The sequence below is a fragment of the Prescottella sp. R16 genome, from assembly GCF_030656875.1.
Classification (GTDB): Bacteria; Actinomycetota; Actinomycetes; order Mycobacteriales; family Mycobacteriaceae; genus Prescottella.
In genome coordinates, this window is sequence record NZ_CP130943.1 from 3,561,332 (window position 1) to 3,583,941 (window position 22,610).

A 22,610-nucleotide genomic window follows, 5' to 3' on the forward strand; every position below is an offset into this window, starting at 1 on the left:
CGCACGCCGCGAGCAGCAGCTCGAGCACCGACGCGTCGAAGCTCGGGGACGCGAAGTGCAGCGTCCGCGAGTCGGCGGTGACGGCGAACCGCTCCCGCTGCTCGTGCGCGAAGCTCGCGAGACCGCCGTGCGTGACGGCGACACCCTTGGGTTTGCCGGTGGTGCCGGACGTGTAGATCACGTACGCGACGTCCGCGACGCGCACCGGGGCGAGCCGCTCGGAGTCGGTGACGGGGGCGTCCGACCAGCGGTCGAGCGCGAGCGTGTCCAGGTCGAGCCAGTCGACGTCGGCGGGCAGCTCGGCGCGGGCCGTCGACACCGTCAGGCCCAGCAGGGCGCCCGAGTCGGCGACGACGTGCGCGATGCGGTCGGCCGGATAGTTCGGGTCCACCGGCACGTACGCGCCGCCGGCCTTGGCGACCGCCCAGATACCGAGCACGGATTCGATCGACCGCGTGATCCCCAGTGCCACGAACGTTTCCGAACGCACACCCTGCGAGATCAGCAGGCGGGCGAGCCGGTTGGAGCGGGCGTCGAGATCCCGGTACGTCAGCGACCGGTCGCCGTCGACGATCGCGACACCGTCCGGGTTCGCGGCGACGGCGGCGGCCAGCAGCTCGTGCAGCGGCTGCGCGGTGTTGCCCTGCGGGCCGTGCACCGGCACCAGCGCGCCGCGTTCGGTGTCGGACAGCACGTCCACCGCACCGACCGTGGTGTCGGCGTCCACGGCGACGGCCCGCAGCACCCGCACGTAACGCTCGGCGAGCGCCCGGGCGGTGTCGGCGTCGAAGATGTCGGTGGCGAAACCGAGGTGACCGGCGATACCGGCAGGTTCGCCGGCGGTACCGTGCGACTCCGCCAGGTCGACCGTGAGATCGAACTTCGCGAAGCCCACGTCGACGGCGTCGGCGGTGACGTCCAGGCCCGCGAACTCGAGCGCCGGGACCGCGTCGGCCTGATGCGAGAGCACCACCTGGAACAGCGGCGTGTGCGACGTGGTGCGCGGCGGCGCCAGCTCGTCGACGAGCTGCTCGAACGGCACGTCGAGGTTGCCGAACGCAGCCAGATCGGTGTCCTTCACCCGCGCCAGCAGCGCCGTGAACGGCTCGTCGGACCGCAACCGGGTGCGCAGGACGAGCGTGTTGACGAACATGCCGACGAGGTCGTCGACGGCCGCGTCACCGCGGCCCGACACGGCGGTGCCGATCGCGAGATCGTCGGTGGCCGCGACGCGTCCGAGTACGACGGCCAGCGCGGCGTGCAGCACCATGAACATCGAAACACCCTGTGCGCGGGCGAGTTCCGCGAGCTGCGCGTGCAGGTCGGCGGGCACCGCGAACTGCACCGCGTCGCCACGCATGTCCCGCACCAGCGGGCGCGGGCGGTCGGTGGGCAGCTCGAGCACCTCGGGCAGGCCCGCGAGCTCGTCGGCCCAGTAGCGGACCTGCCGGGCGGCGAGCGACTCCGGATCCGCGACATCACCGAGCAGCGTGCGCTGCCAGATCGCGAAGTCGGCGTACTGCACCGGCAGCGCCGGCCACGCCGGCGTGACGTCGACGGCACCCGGGTTCTCGGTGCGGGCCGCGTACGCGAGCATCAGATCCCGGGCCAGCGGGATCGCCGAGCCGCCGTCGGACGCGATGTGGTGCGTGACGACGACGAGCACGTGCTCGTCGTCGGACAGCCGCAGCAGCTTCGCGCGCACCGGGATCGACGTCGAGAGGTCGAATCCGGCGGCAGCGACGGACGTGACGGCCGCCGTGAGATCCGCCTCGGTGACCGGGGCCTGCTCCAGGTCCAGGGCCAGATCCAGCTGCACGTCACCGGCGGGCAGGATCACCTGGTGCGGCCCGTCCGCGGTGTCGTCGGCGACGGGGAACACCGTGCGCAGCACCTCGTGCCGCGCCACGACGTCCCGGACCGCGCCGGCGAGGGCATCGGCGTCGAGGGCGCCGCGCATCCGCAGCACGATCGGGATGTTGTAGGCCGGGGACGACGCGTCGATCCGGTTGAGCAGCCACATCCGCTGCTGCGCGAGCGACAGCGGAATCGTGGCGGGACGCTCGGCGGCGACCAGTTCGGGGCGCGGCGCCGACGTGCCGAGCGACTGTACGTGCTCGGCGAGCTCGGCAACGGTGGGGGCGTCGAACAGTTCCCGCATGCCGACGGTGGCACCGGTCGCGGCGGCGACGCGGGCCGCGATCCGGGCCGCGGCCAACGAGTTGCCGCCCAGGTCGAACAGCGACGTCGTCACACCCACCCGGTCGACACCGAGCGCGTCCGCGAACACCGCGGCCAGGGTCTCCTCGAGCGGGGTGCGCGGCGCGACGAACTCGACGTCGCGGGCCGTGAACTCCGGCTCCGGCAGCTGCTTGCGGTCGATCTTGCCGCTCGCGTTGAGCGGCATCTCGTCCAGCACCACCAGCGCCTCGGGCACCATGTGCGACGGCAGCGTCCGGCGCAGACGTGTGAGGACCGTGTCGGCGTCGAGCGCGACACCCGCGGCGGCCGTCACGTATCCGGCCAGTCGCGCCTCGTCTTCCTCGCCGAATACGACGACGATGGCCTGCAGCACCTGCTCGTCGTCGGTGAGTGCGGTCTCGATCTCCCCGAGCTCGATTCGCAGGCCGTGCAGCTTCACCTGGAAGTCGGTGCGGCCCAGGAAGATCGGCTGACCGTCGGCGCGTTCCCGCACCAGGTCGCCGGTGCGGTACATGCGGGCGCCGGGAGCCGCGAACGGGTCGGCGACGAACCGGGACGCCGTCGTCGCGGTCATGCCGCCGTAGCCGCGTCCCACCACCTGGCCACCGATGTACAGCTCACCGGTGACGCCGCGCGGCACCCGCCGCAACCGGTCGTCGAGCACGTAGTATTCGACGCCCTCGAACGCGGTACCGAACGGGATCGGACCGTCCTCGGCATCGACCGCCGACAGGTCCACCTCGTAGCAGGACGTGGTGTCCGACGTCTCCGTCGGCCCGTAGGTGTTGATCATGCGGGTCGACGACCCGATCAGCGGCGCGGTGGCCGCGGGACGGATCGACTCGCCGCCGAGCACCACCGCCGACAGCTTCGTCAGAACCGACCCCATACGGGTGTCCCTCTGCACGTCGGCGAGGACCTCGAACGCACTCGGCGCCATGTTCGCGATCGCGACCGCGCCGGTGTCGACGATCTTCAGGATCGCCAGCGGATCGAAGCCGTCCGGCGCGAGATACAGCACGCCCCCGAACCCGAGCGAAACCCAGATGTTCTTCTGCGTCTGGTCGAACAGCGGCGAATTCGCCACCAGCACACCGGTTCCGGCCTCGAACGCCAGTTCCCGGCGGTACCACTGGAACGTGTTGGACACGCCCAGCATCGGCACCATCGTCGGCTTCGGCCGGCCCGTCGACCCGGACGTCGTGATGACGTACGCGATGCGGGCACCCGCATGCGGACCCGACCACGGATCGGTCACCGGCAGGCCCTGCGGGTAGCCGGCCAGCGTTGCCACGGTGGCGGGGTCGTCGAGCACGATCGGATCGAACGTCGCCGACGGCAGATCCGCCCACGCCGACGTCGTCACGACCGCCTTGGCTCGGGTGTCCGCGACCAGGTCGGTGATCCGCTCGAGCGTCCACGACTGGTCGAACGGGCAGTACGCGGCACCGATCTTCCACGCCGCGAGCATGCCGACCACCCAGTCCAGCGACCGCGGCACCAGCAGGGCCACGACGTCGTCCGGGCCGACACCACGGTCGAGGAGCGCGTGCGCGAGCCGATCGGTGCGCAGATCGAGTTCGCGGCGGGTGGTGGTGACCCCGTCCGCCACGACGACGGCCGCGTCCGGATCGGCCTCGACCCGGCCGCGCCACAGCGCGACCGCGTCGGCGAGCGGCCAGCCCTCCCGGCCCGGGGCGTCGGTGTCCACGGTGGGTGCGGTCGCGACCGCGGTCGCCTCGATACCCGACAGGTCGACGTCGCCGACCAGGTCCGCGGCGTCCGCGAGCAGCCGATCGAGCACGACGGTGAAGCCGTCCCTGCCGTCCTCGGCCGGCGGCGCCATCATGATCGTCGGCACCAGGCCGGTGAGGACCACCGACACGATCGCGTCCGGGCTCATGCCACGTTCGGCCATCGGCCCGGACATCATCCGCAGCCGCTCGTCGAACTCGCGGTACGTGACCTGCATGCCGTCGTGTGCGACGGCCACCGCGTCCGGCGCGACCTCGACAGCCGCCGCGAGCAGCTGCGGGAGCTCCTGGACGGTCAGCGGACGGCGGGGTTCAGGCTTGGTCAACTGCATTCTCTCGTGCTCGGTGAAGATGTCGATGTCACCGACGACCGTGGTCGGGTCGGCGACGACTGCGTCGAGGACGCGGACGTACCGCTCGGCCAGGGCCGCCGCAGTCGTGGCATCGAACAGGTCGGTCGCGTACGTGACGCGTCCGGTGTACGCGATCGGACGCCCGGAGGCGTCGACACGCTCGGTGAGGGTGACCGTCAGGTCGTACTTGGCACCCTCGTCGAGGTCCTCGAGCACCTCGACGGTCAGTCCCGGCAGCTCGAGAGCGCCGACACGGTTGTTCTGGAACGAGAGCATCACCTGGAACACCGGCGCGTACGCCGAGGTCCGGCGCACGTTCAGGGCGCCGACGACGTCCTCGAACGGCACGTCGGCGTTCTCGAACGCGGCCAGGTCCTGCTCGCGGGTGTGGCCGAGCAGGCCGGTGAAGGTCTCCCCCGAGCCGACCCGGGTCCGCAGCGCCAGCGAGTTGACGAACATGCCGACCAGCGGCTGCAGGGCCCGGTCGGTGCGCGACGCGTTCGGCGTGCCGATCACGACGTCGCCGGTGTGCGCGAGCCGCGACAGCAGCGCCGCGAGGGCGGCGTGCGCGACCATGAACGTCGACGCCTCGTGCCGCGCGGCGAGCGCGTGCAGGCCCGCGGTCAGCTCGGCGCCGACCTCGAAGTCGACGAACGCGCCGGCTGCCGACGCCCGGGCCGGACGCGGCCGGTCGGTGGGCAGTTCGAGTACCTCGGGGGCACCGGCGAGAGCATCCGTCCAGTACGCGATCTGCGCGGCCGCCCGCGAGTCCGGGTCGGCGACGTCACCGAGGACCTCGCGCTGCCAGATCGCGAAGTCGGCGTACTGCACCGGCAGCGGCGACCATGCGGGCGCCTGCCCACGGGTGCGGGCCTGGTAGGCGGTCATCACGTCCACCGCGAGCGGGGCGAGCGACGCACCGTCCGCACTGATGTGGTGCACCACCAGCACCAGCAGGAACTCGGTGGGGGCGGTGCGCAGCAACCGGATCCGGACCGGCGGAGTCGTCGTCAGATCGAATCCGCGGGATGCGAATTCGACGACGGCCGAACGCAGTTCGGTATCGGTGACGTCGACGGGCGTCAGGTCGACGGGAATCTCGTCGACCGCCAGCACCCGCTGGTACGGGCCGTCGACCGACTCGGGGAACACGGTCCGCAGCGCCTCGTGCCGGCCGAGGACGTCCCGCACCGCGGCCGCCATCGCGGCCACGTCCAGGGCGCCGGACAACCGGACCGCGAGCGGAATGTTGTAGGCCGCCGACTCGACGTCGAGACGGTTGAGCAGCCACATGCTGCGCTGCGCCATCGACACCGGGATCCGGTCCGGGCGCGGGCGCGGCGTGAGCGCCGGACGGTCACCGCCGAGGCCGGCAGACTCGTCCAGCCGCGCGGCGAGCACCTCGACGGTCTTGGCCTCGAACACGTCCCGCACACCCAGCTCGGTGCCGGTCTCGGCGCGCAGCCCGGCGACCACCTTGGTGGCCAGCAACGAGTTACCGCCCAGATCGAAGAACGACTCGACGACGCTCACCTCGGCGAGCCCGAGGACGTCGGCGAACACGGCCGCGACGACCGCCTCGCTCGGGGTGCGGGCCGCGACCGACTCGCCCTGCACGGCCGTGAAATCGGGCTCGGGCAGCGCGCGACGGTCCAGCTTGCCCGCCGGGGTCAGCGGAAGCTCGTCGAGGACCACGATCACACTCGGCACCATGTGCGACGGCACCGAACGGCCCACGAACACCGTCAGCTCGGCCGGATCGAGCACAGCCGCACCGGACGCGTACACGTACGACACCAGCGCGGTCTCCCCCGCCGGCGTCGTCGCACCCGTCGTGACCGCGAACGCGACGTCCGGGTGCGCGTTCAGGACCGCGTCGATCTCACCGAGTTCGATGCGGAACCCGCGCACCTTCACCTGGAAGTCGGAGCGTCCCACGTACTCGAGGTCGAGACCGGACGTGTGCCGGGAGTCGGGCACGAACCGCACCACGTCACCGGTTCGGTACATGCGGGCACCGGGTTCGGCGAACGGATCCGCGACCATGCGCTCCGCGGTCAGGCCGCCGCGGGCGTGATAGCCGCGGGCCAGCTGCGGGCCCGACAGGTACAGCTCACCTGCGACCCCGACCGGGACCGGACGCAGACCGGCGTCGAGGACGTACGCGGTCAGGCCGCGGATCGGTCCGCCGATGACGACGGGCTCACCCGGAACCATCGGGAAGCTGACGTTGCTCATGACGGTGGCCTCGGTGGGGCCGTAGCCGTTGTACATCTTCCGGCCCGCACCCCAGTCGGCCACCAGTTCCGGCGGGCACGCCTCGCCGCCGACCACGACGGTCGTCAGCTCCGGCAGGCCCGACGGGTCCACCGACGCGAGCGCGGCCGGAGTGACGAACGCATGCGTGATGCGGTGCCCGGCCAGGAAGTCGTGCAGATCCGCGCCGCCGTACAGGTCGGCGGGGGCCACGACCATCGTTGCGCCGCAACCGAATGCGAGCAGCAGTTCGAGCACGGACGCGTCGAAGCTCGGGGACGCGAAGTGCATCGTCCGCGATGCCGGTGTGATGCCGTAGTGCTCGCGCTGCTCGGCCGCCAGGTTCGCCAGGCCCGTGTGCGCGACCGCGACGCCCTTCGGCTTCCCGGTGGTCCCGGACGTGTAGATCATGTAGGCGGTGTTCGCGATCCGCAGCGGCGACCGCCGGTCCGCATCGGTGACGGCCGCAGCCGAGGCCGACGCGCACGCGTCCGCGCACTCCGCGGAGTCCAGCGCCAGCCACTCGACGGCCGCCGGCAGCTCGAGGCTCTCCGCACCGACCGAAAGGCCCAGCACCGCACCGGAATCGGTGATCGTGAACGCCACCCGCTCACTCGGGTAGCGCGGGTCGACCGGCACGAACGCGGCACCGGTCTTCGCGACCGCCCACGTCGCCAGCACCGAATACGGCGACCGCGTCATGCCCAGCGCCACAGCGGTTTCCGGACCGGCACCGTGGTCGATCAGGACCCTGGCGAGCCGGTTGGAGCGCTCGTCGAGCTCCCGGTACGTCCACATGACACCGTCGGCGACCAGCGCCGCCCCGTCCGGGTTCGCCGCGACCGACGCCGCGAGGATCTCCGGCAGGGTCTGCGGCCGTTCCGCCGCCGGACCGTGCACGGCACACAGCCGGGCCCGTTCGGCCGGCTCGAGCACGTCGATGTCCCCGACCCGGACGGTGCCGTCGGTGGAGACCACGTCGAGCACCCGCACCAGCCGGTCCATGATCGTGGCGGCCTCGTCGGCCGTGAACAGCGACGGCAGGTACTTGGCGCTCAGGTGCAGCTGCCCGTCGGTGAGCGCGACGACCGCGAACGGGTAGTGGGTGGCGTCGTTCGACGTCACCCCCTCCACCTGCAGGCCGCCGATGCTGCCGGCGCGGGTGAGCGCCTCCCGGTCGAGCGGGTAGGACTCGTACACCATGAGCGTGTCGAACAGGGTGCCCAACCCGGTGGTGCCCTGGATCTCCGGCAGCCCCACATGGTGATGGTCGAGCAGACCGGTCTGCCGGCCCTGCAAGCGTTCGAGCAGTTCGTCGACGGTCTCGTCGTCGAGCACCGGAACCCGCACCGGGAGCGTGTTGATGAACAGGCCCAGGATGCCCTCGACGCCGTCGACCTCGGGGGGACGACCCGACACCGTCGTGCCGAACACGACGTCGCTGCGACCGGTCAACCGGCCCAGCACGACCGCCCACGCCGCCTGCACCAGCGTGTTCATGGTGACGCCGAGCGTGCGCGACCGCTTGGTGAGCGCCGACAGCAGCGCATCGGGCAGCGTCACGGTCAGCTCGGCGGGCTCGGACTCCACCGGGGAGTCGGAGGCGTGCGGCGCCAGCAGCGTCGACTCCTCGAGCCCGGCGAGTTCCTGCGTCCACGCCGCGAGCGACGCCCGCGTGTCGCGCGCCCCGAGCCACTCGAGGTAGCTGCGGTACGAGCGGGTCGGCGGCAACGCCGCACCGTCCCCGTCGAGCGCATACAACCCCAGCAGGTCCTGCACCAGGATCGGCAGCGACCAGCCGTCGAACAGGATGTGATGGTTGGTGACGACGAAACGGAAACGGTTGCCCGGCAAGCGGATCAACAGGAACCGCACGAGCGGCGGCGCCGTCATGTCGAACCGTTCGGTGCGGGCTGCGGCGATCAGCTCGTCGGTACGGGCGTCGCGGTCGGCGTCGTCGAGGGACGCATCACTCAGGTCCACCTCGGCCCACGGCACGTCCACGTCACCCACGACGATCTGCATGCCGGTGCCGGCGTCGTCGAGCTCGAACGCGGTCCGGACCGTCTCGTGCCGGGCCACGAACGCCTCGGCGGCCCGTCGCAGCCGCAGCGCGTCCAGCACGCCGGACAGGTCGAACACCAGCTGCGTCGTGTAGACGTCGGTGCCCGCGTCGGACATCGCGGCGTGGAACAGCAGGCCCGCCTGCAGCGGGGCCAGCGACCACACGTCCTGCAACGACGGGTAGCGCGCCTCGAGCTCCTCGATGCGGCGCTGCGTCAACCGCACCAGATCCAGTTCGGAGGGGGTACGTCCGCCCGCGCCGATACCGGCGCAGTGCGACGCGACCGCGGTCAGCGCCCGCACCCACAGATCCGCGAACTCGCGGACGTCGGCATCGTCGAGGACCCCGGTCGGGAAGTCGACGGTCGCGGTCAGCTGCGAGCCCGCCGCAGTCTTCGTGACCATCGCGTTGATGTCGAGGGCGAGACCGACGCGCATGTCGTCGCCGCGGGTACCGGTCATCGCCATCGTGTCGATGTCCGGCAGCCACGCCAGCGGGCGCACCTCGTCGGGGACGTCACCGACGTCGACCCGGCCCAGGTAGTTGAAGCCGATCTGCGGGCGGCGGGCGGCCGCCAGCTCGTCGCGGGTCTGCGGATCGAGATAGCGCAGCAACCCGAACCCGATACCCCGGTTCGGGACCGCCAGCAGCTGCTCCTTGACTGCCTTGAGCGCGCTGCCGGTGGCCGCGCCACCGGCGAGGACGTCCGCGGCGGACGCCCCGGCCAGGTCCAGCCGCACCGGGAACATGCTGGTGAACCAGCCGACCGTGCGATCCAGCAGGACGCCGGGCAGTGCGTCCTCCTCGCGGCCGTGCCCCTCGAGCAGCACCAGCGCCGAGTTCTGCGTTTCGCCGCGGGCCGCGAGCCACGCCGACGTGGCGGCGGTCAACGCGGTGAGCAGGCCGTCGGGCACACCCCCGCGGTAGGTGGCCGGGACGGTGGTGAGCAGCGCCTCGGTGACCTCGGTGGGCACCGTGACCTCGACACGACCGAGATGCTCGACGGTGTCGCGCTCGTCGAGGACGCGGCTGCCCAGGAGCGCGTCGTCGCCACCGAGGACGGAACGCCAGTACGGCAGTTCGGAGCGCCGGGCACCGGCGGTCGCGTTGGCGGTCAGACCGTGCGCCCAACGCCGGAACGACGTGCCCTCCGACGCCGCGGCCGGCTCGTGACCGGACCGGATCTGCGCCCACGCCGCGGTGAAATCGGGAACCAGGATGCGCCACGAGACACCGTCGACCGCGAGATGGTGGACGACGACGAGCAGTCGGGCGAACGCCCGGTCGGCGGGAACCGCGTCCGACGACGTGATCCACACGCAGCGCACCAGGTCGCCGGCCGCCGGATCGAGGGCGTCGCTCGCCCTGCGGAGCGCCGCGTCCAGCAGCGACGTGAACTCACCGCTGCCGACGGCCGCGTCGGTGACGACGTGCTCGACGACGGACGCCACGTCGACGCTGCCGGCGGGGCGGGCCTCGACAGCCCAGTCGTCACCGTCGCGCACGAGACGTGCCCGCAGCTGGTGGTGGCTGTCCAGGACCGAGCCGACGGTGCGCAGCAGGCCGGTGTGGTCGACGTCGGTGGGGATCTCGAGCAGCACCGCCTGCGCGAACCGGTGCACGTCGTCGCCCTGCTCGGTCATCCAGTACACGGCCGGGGTCGCCGGCATCGTGCCGACGCCACCGCCGGGAAGTTCCTCGAGGGACTCGACGACCGCGGCGGTGTCCCGGTACTCGGCGACCTCCGCGAGCGCGGCGACGGTCTTGCGTTCGAAGACGTCCCGCGCCTTGATCGCGATGCCCGCCTCCTTGGCGCGGGACGCGACCTGGATCGCGACGATGCTGTCGCCGCCGAGGGCGAGGAACGGGTCGCCGACACTGATCCGCTCGATCCCGAGGATGCCGCCGATCAGGTCGGCCAGCGCACGCTCCATCGGGGTGCGCGGCGCCACGTACTCGGTGGTGGCCGCCTCGAACACCGGTTCCGGGAGCGCCTTGCGATCGAGTTTGCCGCTGCTGCCGACCGGCATCTCGGCGAGCACCGTGATCGCGTCCGGAACCATGTACTCCGGGACCAGGGTCGCGACGTGCGTGCGCAGCCCCTCGATGTCGACGTCGACACCGGTACGGGGCACGACGTATCCGGCCAGCCGCTGCCCGAGGTCGCCCTCGTACACGACGACCGCGGACTGCGCGACCGACGGATGCGTGTCGAGCGCGGCCTCGATCTCCCCCAGCTCGATCCGCAGACCGCGCACCTTCACCTGGAAATCGGTACGACCCAGGTATTCGACGGTGCCGTCCGGACTCCACCGCACCAGGTCGCCGGTGCGATACAGCCGGCTGCCGGCGGGGCCGAACGGGTCGGCGACGAACCGGTCCGCGGTCAGGTCGGGGCGCAGCTCGTAGCCGCGGGCCGCCTGCACGCCCGCCAGGTACAGCTCGCCCGGCACCCCCACCGGAACGGGCCGCAGCCGCGCGTCGAGCACGTACGCGCGGCTGTTGCGGACCGGACGGCCGATCGGGATCACCGCCGGATCGTCGTCCTCGACCGCGAACTCGGTGGCGTGGACGGTGAACTCCGTCGGCCCGTACAGGTTGTGGATCTCGGCGTCGGACACGGCCCGGAACTCCGCGGCCAGCGACGTCGGGAACGCCTCACCGGCCACCAGCACGGCACGCAGGCTCGAGATCCGGCCGCGGGCGGCACCCGCCACGAACACCGCCAGCATCGACGGCACGAACGACGTCAGCGTCACCGCGTGCCGCTCGACGACGTCGGCCAGATAGTCGGGGTCGCGATGCCCGTCCGGGGTGGCGACGATCAGCCTGGCCCCGGAGATCGGCGCCGAGAACAGCTCCCACACCGACACGTCGAACGTCGTGGGCGTCTTCTGCAGGACGACGTCGTCGGCGCCCAGACCGTAGCGGTCGGCGAGCCACAGCACCTGGTTGAGCACCGCGGCGTGCGGCACCGCGACACCCTTGGGCTGCCCCGTCGACCCGGACGTGTACAGCACGTACGCGAGATTGTCGGGCCGCAGCGGCGCGATGCGGTCGGCGTCGGTGAGAGGGGTCCCGTCGCCGACGGTGAGATCGAGGGTGTCGAGCGCGACGGTGCGGACGTCGTCGGGCAGCGCGATCGGGTCACCGGTGCGGGTGAGCACGCACAGCGGTGCCGAGTTGCGGAGCACGTACGCGGTGCGCTCGGCCGGATGATCGGGGTCGAGCGGCACGTACGCGCCACCCGCGGCGAGCACCGCGTACATCGCGACCATCGCGTCGACCGACCGGGAGATGCCGAGCGCGACCTTCGTCTCCGGGCCGACCCCGAGCCCGACGAGATGCCGGGCCAACCGGTTCACCCGGACCCCGAACTCGGCGAACGTCCACGCGACGTGCTCGTCGACGAAGCCGATCGCGTCCGGGGTGGCCGCCACGCGGGCGTCGAACCGGTCCACGACCGTGCCCGCGGCCAGCGGTTCGACCGGGCCGTTCCAGCCGTCGACGACCTGCGCGCGCTCGCTGTCACCGAGCACCGGCACGGTACCGATCGCGACGTCGTCGGCCGCGACCTCGAGAAACCGGGTGAAGAATTCGAAGAAGCGGCCGTGGTGCCGGGCCAGTTCCTCCGACGTGTACAGGCTCGGGTTGGCCTCGAAGTCGATGTGTGTGCGGCTGTCCATCGACGCCGGGTAGATGTTGAGCGACAGGTCGTCGATCGGGCCGGTGGTGAGCACGTGCGACGTGCCGGTCACGTCCCCGAGCCGGATCTGGCCGTGGAACATCATGATGTTCACCGACGGTCCGAAGAAGCCCCGCTGATCGTTGGTGGAGCCGGCGTCGCGGCGGATGTCCTCGTAGCGGTACCGCTGCCGGCGCAGTGCACCCGCGATCTCCACCTGTGCGGCCGCGACGACGTCGCTGACCGTCATGTCCGGGGACAGAGTCAGGCGCAGCGGCACTACATTGGACACCATGCCGCCCGAATTGCGTAGCTTTGCGGTGGTGCGGGCCGACACCGGCAGGCTCAGCACCACATCGGTGACACCTGTGAGTTTCGCCAGATACGTGGCGAACGCGCCCACCGCGTACGGCGCCACCGACGAGTTGGTCACCTCGAGCCGCTCGGTGAGCAACGCCTCGGTCTCGGCGGGCAGCGGATCGGACGCCACCCGGGAGAACCGGCCGACAGGGGCGCTGCGTCCGGCCAGGCTGGGCGCGTCGGGCAGGTTCTTCGTCCGCTCCGCCCACGCGTCCCGGTCCCGCTCGAACCGGGGCGACGCCCGGTAGGCCCGATCGTCCTCGACGATCCCCTCGAGATCGACGGCACCCGACGGCGGCGGCTCCACCCCGTCCACCAGGGCGGTGTAGATGTCGGCGATGCGCTGTTCGAGGGCCATCGCACCGAATCCGTCGAGCACGATGTGATGGATGCACGCGTACCAGAGGTAGTGCCGGTCGGCGACCTGCAGCAGGTACACCGCGACGAGCCGATCGGTCAGGAGGTCGATCGGCGCGCTGTAGTTCTCCCGCATCCACCGGTGCGCGGACGCCATGGGATCCGCGTCACCCCGGAAATCGAGAAACTTCACCGAATCGTCGATCGACCGGTCCACAATCTGATACGGACGCCCGTCCACCTCGATCAGGCGCAGGAAACCCGAACCGAACTCACGCCCGGCCCGCACACTCGCCTCGGAGAGCAGATCGACGTCGATGTCCCCCTCGAGAGAGATGTATTCGGCGATGTTCAGGGGCACGTCACCCGCGGTGTGCTGGGCGAACCAGATGCCCTGCTGCGCCGCTGACAGGGGAAACGCCCCCTGCGGAAGGTCCCCGACCGCGGCGCTGTCGTCTCGTGCAGCGCTCGCCGAATCCACCACTAAATCTCCTGACACTCTCGTCATCAGCCCGTCCCCCACACACCCGTCGTCTCGACCGGGCGCCAGCGGGCGCCGCGCGGGCCCCGCTGAGAGCCTTTGCCATATTCCCCGCGGGTCGCCGGTAGATGCAAACTCGAGACCGTGCCGAAGCCTTCCTGCCTACCTGATCTATCGCGCCGGTGTTACAGACCGATCGGGGCGGCACCCCGCCGAATCTGCTCGACTGAAAGGGTACAAGGATTCGACCGATCTCCCCGGAAACGCGGACGGGTCGTGGCCTGCGCCTCGAATCGGCCGAGCGTGACAGAAACCTCACCCGGGCGCGAATCCCGGAGCCGAGACCCCGCCACCTTGTACTCTCCGTGAGCTGTCCGCGTCGTCGATGCGGCGGCGGCCTTCACGACCGTCTCCACTATGAGGAGTGTTCTTCCGGTGTGCTCGATCTTCGGCATCTTCGGCCTGTCGTCCGACGACGACCACACGACACTGCGAGCACACGCGGTGGAACTGTCCCGCCGGCAGCGGCACCGGGGCCCGGACTGGAGCGGGGTGTTCGCGGACGACGGCGCGATCCTGGTCCACGAGCGGCTGGCGATCGTCGACCCGGCCTCGGGTGCGCAGCCGTTGCGATCCCGGGACGGGCGGCTGGCACTCGCGGTGAACGGCGAGATCTACAACCATCGGCAGCTGCGTGACGGCCTCGGCTACGACTTCACGACCGGTTCGGACAGCGAGGTCGTCAACGCGCTGTACCGGAGCACCGGCGGCACCGGGTTCGTGTCCGAATTGAACGGTATCTTCGCGTTCGCGCTGTGGGACCGGGACCGGCAGGCCGCGATCATCGCCCGCGATCCGATCGGAGTCTGTCCTCTCTATTGGGGGCACGACGCGGCGGGCCGGCTGCTGGTGGCATCGGAGATGAAGGCGCTCGTCGACGTGTGCGACGACGTCGCCCAGTTCCCGCCCGGCCACGTGTACGACACCGCGACGGGCGAGTTGCGCCGTTTCCACCACCGCGACTGGCGCGAGCACGACGCGACGGCCGGGACGACGATCCCACCGGCGGCGCTGCGGGAGGCGTTCGAACAGGCGGTACACCGGCAGCTGATGACGGACGTCCCGTACGGCGTGTTGCTGTCCGGCGGTCTCGATTCCTCGCTGGTGGCAGCGTGCGCCGCGAAGTTCGCGCGGGACCGTGTCGAGGACGACGACCGCAGTGAGGCCTGGTGGCCGCGGCTGCACTCGTTCGCGATCGGGCTGGACGGCTCCCCCGATCTGGCCGCCGCAGCGACGGCTGCAGAGATGCTGGGCACCCAGCACCACGGGTTCGTGTACACGTTCGAGGAGGGGCTCGATGCACTGCCGGAGGTGATCCGGCACATCGAAACGTACGACGTGACGACGATCCGGGCGTCGACACCGATGTTCCTGCTCGCTCGCCGCATCAAGGCGATGGGCGTGAAGATGGTGCTGTCCGGTGAGGGGGCCGACGAGATCTTCGGCGGCTACCTCTACTTCCACAAGGCGCCGTCGGCGGAGGCGTTCCACGACGAGACGGTCCGCAAACTCGACGCACTGCACAACTACGACTGCCTGCGCGCCAACAAGTCGATGATGGCGTGGGGCGTGGAGGCACGGGTGCCGTTCCTCGATCTCGAGTTCCTCGACACCGCGATGGGTATCGACGCGACCGCGAAGATGGCCGGGGCCGGCCGCATCGAGAAGCACATCGTGCGGGAGGCGTTCGACGGAGCCCTGCCCGACGAGATCCTGTGGCGGCAGAAGGAACAGTTCAGCGACGGCGTCGGCTACGGCTGGATCGACGGCCTCAAGGATCATGCCGAACTCGTCGTCACCGACGCCGAATTCGCCGAGGCGGCAGCACGTTTCCCGCACAATACCCCGGAGACGAAGGAGGCGTTCCTGTACCGCAGCCTCTTCGAACGCCACTTCCCCGGCACCGCTGCGGCGGCGACGGTGCCGGGCGGCAAGTCCATCGCGTGCTCGACACCCGCCGCGCTCGAGTGGGATCCGGAGTTCGCCGCCCTCGCCGACCCGTCCGGGCGGGCCGTGCGCGGAGTGCACGACCAGGCCCTCGACGTGTGAGGCTTGCGGATCGGCACGCGACGCGGTAGTTCTGGAACCAGCGTCGCGTGCCGTTGGCGGACTGCGTCAGGCATGGAGGCGCCGGACCCGAGGAGCTTTCCTTGGCTATCTCACTCGACCACACGATCGTCGCCGCGAACGACAAACAGCATTCCGCATACTTCCTCACCACCCTGTTCGGGCTGCCGGACCCGGTTCCGGCCGGGCACTTCCTGAGTGTCGAACTGGAGAACGGTGTCACTCTCGACTACGCCGAACCGCCACCTGGGACGGACGTGCAACCACAGCACTACGCGTTCCTGGTGTCGGAGAACGACTTCGACGCCGTCTACGGCCGCATCGTCGACCGGAAGATCGAGCACTGGGCCGACCCGCGGCGGTCCGCGCACGGCATCAACCGGAACGACGGCGGACGCGGAACGTACTTCCTCGATCCGTCCGGGCACTTCCTGGAGATCATCACCCGGCGGTACGGGTCGAGCCGGTAGCCGGGGTTCGGGAAGCGGGTCACCGCTTCCCGAACCGGGCGTACCAGTCGACGAGATCGGGGTCGTCGACGGCGCTGCGGTCGATCACCCGCCCCTCGTCACCACCCTGGATCAGACGTTTGATGGGAACCTCGAGTTTCTTTCCGGTGCGGGTGTGCGGAACACCGGGTGCGACGACGATCTCGTCGGGCACGTGCCGCGGTGACGCGTGCGTACGGATCTCGGTGCGGATACGGTCACGCAGGTCGTCGTCGAGGGTCACGCCCGCAGCGAGGACCACGAACAGTGGCATCCGGTAGCCCCCGTCGGGCAGGTCGATGCCGAGGACGAGGGCCTCCGCGATCTCCGGCATCCGCTCCACCACCTGGTAGATGTCGGCGCTGCCCATCCGGATCCCGTTGCGGTTGAGCGTCGAATCGGACCGCCCGTGCATCACCACCCCGCCCCGCTCGGTGATCGTGATCCAGTCGCCGTGGCGCCACACCCCGGGAAAAGCGTCGAAATAGGCTTCCCGGTAACGGGAGCCGTCAGGGTCGTTCCAGAACCGCACCGGCATCGACGGCATGGGCCGGGTGATCACGAGCTCACCGACCTCGCCGCGCACCGGGCGGCCACCGGAATCGAACGCGTCCAACGCCACCCCGAGGTACGGCCTCGACAGCTCCCCCGCCCACACCGGCACGGTGCGGGTGCCGCCGACGAATGCGGACACCACGTCGGTGCCGCCGCTGATCGACGACACCTGCACGCGCTCACCGATATTGGCGGACAGCCACCACGACAGCGACGCCGGCAGGGTGGATCCGGTGATACCGACGGTCCGCAGCCGGCTCAGATCGTGGTCGACGGCGGGCACCAGCCCGGCCTTCTCACAGCCCATGACGTAGCCGGGGCTGGTACCGAGGACGGTGACGCCGTGCCGGGACGCCATGTGCCACAACCGGTCCGGTGAGGGGTGGGCGGGACTGCCGTCGTAGCAGAGAATCGTCGCACCGACGAGCAGCCCGGCCACCTGATAGTTCCACATCATCCAGCTCGGGCTGGTGTACCAGAAGAAAGTGTCGTCCCGTCCCAGATCGGTGTGCAGCGCAATCGCTTTGAGATGTTCGAGCACGACGCCGCCGTGCCCGTGCACGATGCCCTTGGGCAGACCGGTGGTGCCCGACGAGAACACCACCCACAGCGGATGGTCGAACGGGACCGTGACCGGCTGCAGCGGGGCGTCGCCGGCGGTGGCGCCGGCCCATGCCACGGTGTCCGGAAGTGTGACGGTTCCCAGCCGCGGCACCACGACGGTGGCCCGCAGGCTCGGCAACCCGGCGCGCAGCCGGCCGATCTCGGTGTCGCGCCGGTGTTCCCGGCCGGCGAAGCGGTAGCCGTCGGCGGCGATCAGCACGGTCGGCTCGAGCTGGCCGAGCCGGTCGAGCGCGGCGGGCGCCGAGTAGTCCTGCCCGCACGCCGACCACACCGCACCGAGACTCGCGGTCGCCAGGAACGCGACCACCGCCTCCGGGACGTTCGGCAGGTAGCCGACGACCCGGTCCCCCGGGCCGACGCCCAGCGAGCGCAGGGTCGCGGCCAGGGCACCGGTCTGCCGCAGCAGCTCCGCCCACGACAGCTCCTCGGTGTCGCCGGGCTCGTTCTCGTGGACGATCGCGGGACGGCCGTCGCGGGCGTTCCGCACCACCTGGTCGACGTAGTTGAGTCGCGCACCGGGGAACCACACCGCGCCGGGCATGGTGTCGTCGGCCAGCGCCGGCGACGGGCCGCCGGTGATCGGCACGTCGAAGTACTCCCGGAGGGCCTGCCAGAAGCCGTCGAGGTCGTCGATCGACCACCGCCACAGGGCGTCGTAGCCGGCCAGTGTCCGTCCGGTGCGCCGCTCCACGTACCGGGTGAAGTCGGTGATCCGGGCACGTTCGACGTCGTCGCCGGACGGCGTCCACTGCGGACCGCTCCGGGTCTCCGTCATCGGCCTGCTCCTTCGTGCGCACGTCGGACGATCTGCTCGGCGTGCCGTAGGACCGGCGCGTCCACCATACGTCCCTCGAACGCGAACACGCCGCGCTCGCGGTCGGCGGCAGCGAGAACTCTTTCCGCCCAGTCGATCTGCTCTCGGGTGGGCGTGTAGGCCCGCCGGATCGTGTCGACCTGCCCGGGGTGGATCGCGACCTTGGCGTCGAATCCGACGGCGACGGCATCCTCACATTCCGCGCCGAGCCCGTCGAGGTCCGGGATGTCGAGGAACACCGAGTCGAGCGCGAACCGGCCGTGCGCCTTCGCCGCCAGCAGCGCCGTCGACCGCACGTGCCGCGCCACGTCGCGGTACGCGCCGGCGGTGGTGCGACTGGAGGCCCCGCCGAGCGCCGCGACGAGGTCCTCGGCGCCCCACATGACACCGACGCAGTTCTCGGCGGTGACCGTGTGCGGGATCGTCAGCGCACCGAGCGGGGATTCGACGAGCGCGATCACCGACAGCGGCGCGAGGTCGACCACCTGATCTGCGGATTCGCACTTGGGCAGCATCACCGTGGTGTACGGCGTGCGGTCCAGTGCGGCGCAGTCGAGTGCGTGGTCCTCGGTGCCGTGGGCGTTCACCCGGACGACGGTGCGGGCCGGATCGAGCGGGGTGCCGGCCAGTGCCCGGCGGGCCGACGCCTTGTCGGCCGGCGCGACACCGTCCTCGAGGTCGAGGATCACGACGTCGGCGGCCGCGGCGGCCTTCGCGAACCGTTCGGGCCGGTCGGCAGGACAGAACAGCCACGCCGGTCCGGGAACATCACGTGCCCGACCGGTCGTCATGCCGGCTTCTTCCGGACGAGGGTGTTGCGGGTCGCGGTCGCGACGACGTCGCCGTGCTGGTTGCGGCCGATGTGCTCGAACGTCACGATGCCCTCCCCCGGCCTGCTCTTCGATTCCCGCACGGCTCGCACGACCGTCTCGGCGTACAGCGTGTCGCCGTGGAACAACGGTTTCGGGAACGCGATCTCGGTGAAGCCGAGGTTCGCGACGATCGTGCCCTGCGTCAGCTGCGCGACCGACAACCCGACGAGCGTGGACAGCGTGAACATCGAGTTGACCAGGCGCTCGTTGAACGGGGGCAGGGCGTCGCTGAACGCGGCGTCGAGGTGCAGCGCCTGCGTGTTCATGGTGAGCGTCGTGAACAGGACGTTGTCGGTTTCGGTGACGGTGCGGCCGGGCCGGTGCTCGTAGATCACCTCGGTCTCGAACTCCTCGAGCCACAGTCCCCGCTGAACGATCCGTCGCATCGTCACTGCCCCACTCCCAACTCGCGTGCGATGAGCATCAACTGCACCTCGGTGGTGCCCTCACCGATCTCGAGGATCTTGCTGTCGCGGTAGTGCCGGGCGACCGGGGTCTCGTTCATGAAACCGTATCCGCCGAAGATCTGTGTGCCGTCGCGCGCATTGTCCATCGCGGCCTCGCTCGCGATCAGCTTGGCGATGGCCGCCTGTTTCTTGAACGGCTTGCCGGACAACATGAGTGCGGCCGCGTCGTAGTAGGCGGTCCGGGCGGCGTGGGCCCGCGCCTCCATGCGGGCGATCTTGAACTCGATGGCCTGGTTCGCACCGATCGGCCGGCCGAACGCCTCCCGTTCACGCGAGTAGCGGACGCATTCGTCGACGCAGCCCTGCGCGGCGCCCACCGACAGGGCAGCGATCGCGATGCGGCCCTCGTCGAGGATGCGCAGGAAGTTCGCGTAGCCGCGGCCACGCTCGCCGAGCAGATTCGCCTCGGGCACCCGCACGTCCTGCAGCGTCAGCGGATGGGTGTCGGAGGCGTTCCAGCCGACCTTGTTGTAGGCCGGTTCCGCGGTGAAGCCGGAGGTGGAGGTCGGCACCAGGATGGTGGAGATCTCCTTGTGGCCGTTGTCCTTGGTGCCGGTGACCGCGGTCACCGTGACGAGCTTGGTGATGTCGGTGCCGGAGTTGGTGATGAACTGCTTGTTGCCATTGACGACCCACTGCTCACCATCCAGTTTCGCGGTGGTGCGGGTGCCGCCGGCGTCGCTGCCGGCGCCGGGCTCGGTGAGACCGAACGCGGCCAGTGCCTTGCCGCTCGTCAGCTGCGGCAGCCACTCCTGCTTCTGTTCCTCGTTGCCGAACCGGTACACCGGCATCGCACCCAGCGACACACCGGCCTCGAGGGTGATCGCGACGGACTGGTCGACCTTGCCCAGTTCCTCGAGCGCGAGGCACAGCGCGAAGTAGTCGCCGCCCATGCCGCCGTACTCCTCGGGGAACGGCAGCCCGAACAGGCCCATGTCGGCCATGCCGTCGACCACCGCATACGGGAAGGTGTGGTTCGCGTCGTGCTCGGCGGCAACCGGCGCGACGACGGTCTGTGCGAAGTCCCGGACGGTCTTCGCGAGCTGGGCGTACTCGTCGGGCAGCGATCCGGTGGACAGATATTCGGTCATGACGCGGCATCCTCCGTTGCGAGTTCGGGTGAGGGCTGTGATTCGGTGGCGGGAGTGACCCGCGCGAGCGATTGATCGACCTTGACCTGGTCACCGGCGGCGACGAGAACCTCGACGACACCGTCGATCGGCGCGGTGAGCGTGTGTTCCATCTTCATGGCCTCGACGACCACGACGGCGGTGCCGGCGTCGACGGTGTCGCCGGACGCCGCGGCCACCGCGATGACGGTGCCGGGCATCGGGCTGGTCAGTTCGGCGTCGCCGGCGTGGGCGTCGCCGCCGCGGACATTCGCCTCGCGCAGTTGCGAGACGATCCAGGTACCCCCGTCGCCGGCCAGCCACAGGGTGCCGTCGTCTTCCGCGAGTCGGTAGGTCGTGCTGCGGCCGTCCAGCACGACGGTGAGGTCGTCGCCGTCGAGTCCGGCTGCGAGCGTGTGATTCTCACGGTCCTCGATCCGTACGACGGCGCTCTCGGGCGTTCCGGTGACCAGGACGTGCTCGGTGCGCTCCCCTGCCCGTAGGCGCAGCGACAGCGGATGCACGCCCCCGACGCGCCACCCCGTGGGCGCATCCCACGGATCGGCACCGGGGCGGGTTCCCAGGGCCCACAGCCCGAGCCAGTGGTGCGCGGCGGCCGCGAACAGGATGCCGTCGCCGATCTCGGACACGTGGAAGTCGGCGACCCGACGGTCGAGCAGACCGGTGTCGAGGTGCCCGGCGCGGACGTCCTCGTCGGCGAGCAGGAACCGGAGGAAGTCGATGTTGGTCACCACACCGAGGACCGCAGTGTCCGCCAGGGCCCGGTCGAGCCGGCGCAGTGCCTCCGTTCGGTCGGCGCCGTGCGCGATCACCTTCGCGAGCATCGGGTCGTAGTCGCTGCCGACGACGGTCCCGTCCTGCAACCCCGAGTCGACACGCACACCGGCGCCGGTCGCCTCGGCGAGACCGAGGACCGTGCCGCCGGTCGGCAGGAAACCGCGGGCCGGGTCCTCGGCGTACACCCGGGCCTCGATCGCGTGGCCGGTGAGGGTGACGTCGTCCTGCGTGAAGCCGAGCGGCTCCCCGGCCGCGACCCGCACCTGCCACTCGACGAGGTCGAGTCCGGTGACCATCTCGGTGACCGGATGTTCCACCTGCAGACGGGTGTTCATCTCCATGAAGAAGAACTCGTCGGGCCGGTCCGCGGACACGATGAACTCGACGGTACCGGCGCCGGTGTAGCCGACGCTGCGGGCGGTGTCGCACGCAGCCGCACCGATCCGGGCGCGGGTCGCGGCGTCGAGCAGCGGCGACGGCGCCTCCTCGATCACCTTCTGGTGCCGGCGCTGCAGGCTGCACTCGCGCTCCCCCAGATGCACGACGTTGCCGTGACCGTCGGCGAGGATCTGGACCTCGATGTGCCTGGGCCGCAGCACGAATCGTTCCAGGAACAGCGTGTCGTCCCCGAAGGCCGAGGCCGCCTCACGGCGTGCACTCACCAGCGCACCGGGCAGATCCGCGGCGTCCTCGACCAGCCGCATGCCCTTGCCGCCGCCGCCCGCGGACGGCTTGACGAGCACCGGGTAGCCGATGTCGTCGGCAGCCGCGATCAGTTCGGCATCGGACAGTCCCGGCCTCGCGATGCCCGGCACCACCGGCACATCGAACGCCGCGACCGCGTTCTTGGCGGCGATCTTGTCGCCCATCACCTCGATCGCGTGCGCGGACGGGCCCAGGAAAACCACGGACGCGTCCGCACATGCCGCAGCGAACGCCGTGTTCTCGGACAGGAAACCGTAGCCGGGATGGATCGCCTGCGCGCCCGTGCGTTTCGCGGCGTCCAGCACCCGGTCGATGTCGAGGTAGCTCTCGCGGGCGGCGGCCGGGCCGATCAGCACCGCGGTGTCGGCCTCGCGGACGTGCCGGGCGCCGGCGTCGGCCTCGCTGTAGACGGCGACCGAGCGGATGCCCATGCTGCGCAGCGTGCGGATGACCCGGACCGCGATCTCACCGCGGTTGGCCACCAGGACGGTGTCGAATGTGCCGGCGCCGCCGGCGGTGTCCAACTGTGTAGTCATCT

The 22,610-nt window shown here is 70.7% G+C and carries 8 protein-coding genes (1 of these 8 cut by a window edge); 2 read left to right on the forward strand and 6 right to left on the reverse strand.

Features of this window, described 5'->3' with window-relative positions:
• Positions 1–13,513: the start of a non-ribosomal peptide synthase/polyketide synthase gene (locus tag Q5696_RS16675; RefSeq protein ID WP_305092377.1), read on the reverse strand. 21,746 nt of this gene lie to the left of the window's left edge; only the first 13,513 of its 35,259 coding nucleotides appear in the window; its start codon is at positions 13,511–13,513; the stop codon falls past the left edge of the window.
• A gap of 417 nt (positions 13,514–13,930) precedes the next feature.
• On the opposite strand from Q5696_RS16675, the gene asnB reads away from it, so the two are divergent.
• Both asnB and Q5696_RS16685 read left to right on the forward strand, forming a co-directional pair.
• The gene (gene asnB / locus Q5696_RS16680) at positions 13,931–15,622 is read left to right on the forward strand and encodes an asparagine synthase B (RefSeq protein WP_305092378.1); all 1,692 of its coding nucleotides are present in this window, start codon (positions 13,931–13,933) and stop codon (positions 15,620–15,622) included.
• 101 nt (positions 15,623–15,723) lie between these two features.
• The gene (locus Q5696_RS16685) at positions 15,724–16,110 is read left to right on the forward strand and encodes a VOC family protein (protein ID WP_305092379.1); all 387 of its coding nucleotides are present in this window, start codon (positions 15,724–15,726) and stop codon (positions 16,108–16,110) included.
• 19 nt (positions 16,111–16,129) lie between these two features.
• Here Q5696_RS16685 and Q5696_RS16690 read toward each other — a convergent pair whose 3' ends face one another.
• The 5 genes from Q5696_RS16690 to Q5696_RS16710 are packed head-to-tail and all read right to left on the reverse strand — an operon-like array spanning position 16,130 to position 22,608.
• Positions 16,130–18,082, reverse strand: a complete 1,953-nt coding sequence (locus Q5696_RS16690; RefSeq protein ID WP_305092380.1) for an acetoacetate--CoA ligase — start codon at positions 18,080–18,082, stop codon at positions 16,130–16,132.
• Entirely contained in the window at positions 18,079–18,912 is an 834-nt protein-coding gene (locus tag Q5696_RS16695; protein ID WP_305092381.1) for an HpcH/HpaI aldolase/citrate lyase family protein, read from the reverse strand. The genes Q5696_RS16690 and Q5696_RS16695 overlap by 4 nt, the downstream gene beginning before the upstream one ends.
• Positions 18,909–19,379, reverse strand: a complete 471-nt coding sequence (locus Q5696_RS16700) for a MaoC family dehydratase (RefSeq protein WP_305095344.1) — start codon at positions 19,377–19,379, stop codon at positions 18,909–18,911. The genes Q5696_RS16695 and Q5696_RS16700 overlap by 4 nt, the downstream gene beginning before the upstream one ends.
• 2 nt (positions 19,380–19,381) lie before the next feature.
• On the reverse strand, positions 19,382–20,551 hold the full coding sequence (locus tag Q5696_RS16705; RefSeq protein WP_305092382.1) for an acyl-CoA dehydrogenase family protein: 1,170 nt from the start codon (positions 20,549–20,551) through the stop codon (positions 19,382–19,384).
• On the reverse strand, positions 20,548–22,608 hold the full coding sequence (locus Q5696_RS16710) for an acetyl/propionyl/methylcrotonyl-CoA carboxylase subunit alpha (RefSeq protein ID WP_305092383.1): 2,061 nt from the start codon (positions 22,606–22,608) through the stop codon (positions 20,548–20,550). The genes Q5696_RS16705 and Q5696_RS16710 overlap by 4 nt, the downstream gene beginning before the upstream one ends.
• Positions 22,609–22,610: the final 2 nt, after the last annotated feature.